Below are 3,407 nucleotides of genomic sequence, written 5' to 3'. Positions count from 1 at the left end.
ATCCGATGATACTGCTGCATCTCTGACCCAGTGTTGAGTCGATAACGGGTGAAAGCATGGAGTCAAATTTCTCCATGATTGAAAAAATTCCTCCAAAAGGTGTGAGTTTTTCGAATTTTATTTGTACCTTTGCAGCGCCTTGTTACGATTTTCGCTTGTTTTCTAATTGCAACACTAAGATAAGTGAAAAATCTGACATGGCAAAATCCTGGGCAACTTTTTGTTGCTCAGGAACTTATAAATAAAGTTAAATTATAGTGTTGCGGAATTAAGGGTATGGACTTTAATAAAGCTCGATTATTATATCTTATCGTATTTTTCCTGTATTCCGGCCTAAGTGTGTCCGGACAATCGATTCATGTTTCAGGAAGAGTACTTCAACAAAATACGCAAACACCTGTTGAGTTTGCTAATGTCGTTCTATTCAAACAAGATTCAGTCTTTCTGAAAGGAACAACGACAGACACTATCGGAAGATTTGAATTTGAAAATCTTCCCACAGATAATTATGTGCTGTCAGTATCCTGTTTAGGATTTGAAACAAAGCGGATTTTGATACAGAATCTGACGGAATCAGCACAAATAGATGTGTATTTGAATGAAAATGTTTTGTTACTTGGGGAAGTGGTGATTTCTGCTTCTTCCACAATAAACAAGATTAACCAACGGATTGTGTTCCCGACAAAATTGCAAATCAGCCATTCTGCCAACGGAATGCAATTGCTGAATACAATGATGCTTCCCGGCTTGAACATCAATCCGATGCTGAATACGATTTCATCATCCGACGGCGGGAAAGTCATTTTGCAGATTAACGGCGTAAATACCACGCCGGAAGAAATTCAGACCTTGCAACCCCGCCAAATCAAGCGGATAGAATATTCGGATTATGCAGGTATCCGATACGGACATGCTTCCAAAGTTATCAACTACGTGGTAGTAAGGGATGATAAAGGCGGTGTTGTTGGTGTGGATTTGATGAACTCGCTGAATATCCTTGCAGGGGGCGATGTTTTCTTTGCCAAATTCAACAAAGGAAAATCGGAATATGCTTTGAACTACACCGCAGCGTTTCAACGCATCAACACGAATAACAGAAATCGCACAGGTAGTTATCAGTTTGAAAATTCATCCCCTATATTGAGGGAAGAAATCAGTGCCGGAGGTGATTATTCGTACCAAATGCATGATTTTTCGCTGACATACAACTATCAGCAGAGCGATTCGGCTTTTTTCAATGCCAAGTTGAAATATAATCTGAGCAATCAGCCTCACAACGATTTCAACAGTTTTCTAAAAGAGAATGGCACGGACAAAGGGTTGATTTTTGACGGAAGTCAGCAAAAAATTAATGTTCCTACCATCGACTTGTATTACCAGTATGGTTTACCCAAAAATCAGAAAATATATGCTAATGTGGTGGGGAGTTATGCGAACGCAGCATCTTCGCGGAATTACTGCGAATACAACGATGTTGATACTCTTTTCAGCGAACGTTCGGAACTGTTTTCCGATAAATATTCACTGATTGCCGAAGGCATATACGAAAAAGGATTTGCCCATGGAAATTTGAAATTCGGGATAAAACATATTCAGTCGTTTACAGAGCAGACAATTAATCAGGGCGAGGAATTCAAATCGGATTTGAATCAGGCGGAATCGTCGGTTTTTGCAGAGTGGTTTTATAGTAAGGGCAAATTCAGCTATAGCTTGGGACTTCGCCTGAATCGCCTGCATTTTTCCAATGTATCTGTTACCAAAAGCTATTACCATTTCTTACCCAAAGCGATGGTTGGCTATCGGTTCAGTGATAATTCTTTTATCCGGTATGATGCGGAGATGAGTCAAACGAATCCAACCCTGATGGAGTTGGCCGACACGGAAATCCGTCTTGACTCGTATCTTGCCGAGAAAGGGAATCTGTTGCTTCAACCGTACCTGAATCTGAATAATAATTTATATTACGAAAACAGAAAAGGGTTGTTCGCTTTCAATGCAAGCCTGCATCATCACTACAAACACAATCCTATCATGGAATCGAAAAGAGAACATGGAAATGTGTTCCTGACAATGCCCGAAAACATGAAAGATTGGAATAAGTATAATGCGGAGATAACATTGAAAGTAGGGATGATAAAAAACTTCCTGCAATTTTCGGTTACAGGAGGCTTCAACCACTTTGACAGTCGTGGGAACAACTATTCGCATACCCATTCTAATTTTTATTACAGGGCAGATGTTTTGGCAATGTATAAGAAATGGATGCTGATAGGCCAGCTACAGCCTTTTGACGAAAGGTTATACGGCGAAACCGTCATAAAGGATGGTAATTATCACTACTTGGCTATCCGGTACAATGCGACTAATTTTTCTTTTGGCATAGGTGCGTTCAATCCGTTTAAGAATGTTTCCCGAACCATTATGGAAAACAAAAATGCACAAGCGCCTTTCCGAAGAGAAAGTTTTAGCGATGCATCCCGAATTCTCGTTGCCACGCTCACTTGGAATTTTAATTTCGGAAAAACTCATCTTGTCGGTACTAAATCGCTGAATAATCAGGATACCGACTACGGAATCAAAGGAAGTTATAAGTAAGATTAGGTGTTGATTTCAACAAATTCTGTATTATGTATTTCTGGCAAATCTATCACTAATTATCTTTCAGCGACATGTTGTTGCTTCGCGTTCACTGAATCCTATCGGAATTCAGTGAACGCCTTTGTGTGTCGTCAACTGACGATATCATCCTTTTTTTTACTCAAAATCAATAAAAATGAAAGATAAGATAAAAAACATTGCAGAAAAATTAGAACATCAAATCAGGATGCATGAACTCGATTTAAATGACAGGATTAAAGATATTCCTCAAATAATATTGCTGTTGGAACAGGGGTTCTCGGAATTGAAAGAAATAGTTTCGTTTTATAAGTTCAAAAGTGAAATGGATGAAATATTCTTTTTCAAGATAATAAAACCCAAGTTTTTTAGTAAACTAATCTATTACAGGAAAGTGTATAACATCGAAATGATGCGCCCCAACGGACAAGATTGTGTGCTGAAAAATTATTTCATCAATGAACTGAATCAGTTAGAGAATTTCTACAATAAGAACATTGATTTCTATAAATACTACCGTTCGGGAAGTACGCATTTGGATAAGTACTTTTTTCTGAGAGGAAAACAAGATATTCAAATGACAATGGAAACATTTTATTTTGAAAGAGACCCTAATTTTTCTACGATTTGCGATTTTAAAGTTGCAAAAATAGTAGCAAACGAAATGTTGCGAATTTATCTGAATCCTAAAATCCGCAACTATCATCCAATACACGATTAAGGGTAGATTTATGAGTCGTTAGTAGCAGCTTTCAGTAAAAAGCAACAGCACAACATCAATATGTAGCCAC

Annotated in this window: 2 protein-coding genes; both read left to right on the top strand. The window is 38.1% G+C overall.

The features are described from left to right. The first annotated feature begins 276 nt into the window (after nucleotides 1-276). Nucleotides 277-2,595, top strand: coding sequence for a TonB-dependent receptor (locus DW830_RS15215; protein ID WP_008781630.1), 2,319 nt, complete (start codon nucleotides 277-279; stop codon nucleotides 2,593-2,595). A 178-nt stretch (nucleotides 2,596-2,773) separates the two neighbouring features. Continuing rightward, on the top strand, nucleotides 2,774-3,337 hold the full coding sequence (locus DW830_RS15210; RefSeq protein ID WP_052484764.1) for an RteC domain-containing protein: 564 nt from the start codon (nucleotides 2,774-2,776) through the stop codon (nucleotides 3,335-3,337). Nucleotides 3,338-3,407 lie beyond the last annotated feature (70 nt).

Source organism: Prevotella sp. AM34-19LB, from assembly GCF_003468525.1.
In the GTDB taxonomy this organism is placed as follows: Bacteria; Bacteroidota; Bacteroidia; order Bacteroidales; family Bacteroidaceae; genus Prevotella.
The sequence above is the reverse complement of the archived record's forward strand: the minus strand, read 5'-3'. Positions and strand labels throughout refer to the sequence as shown.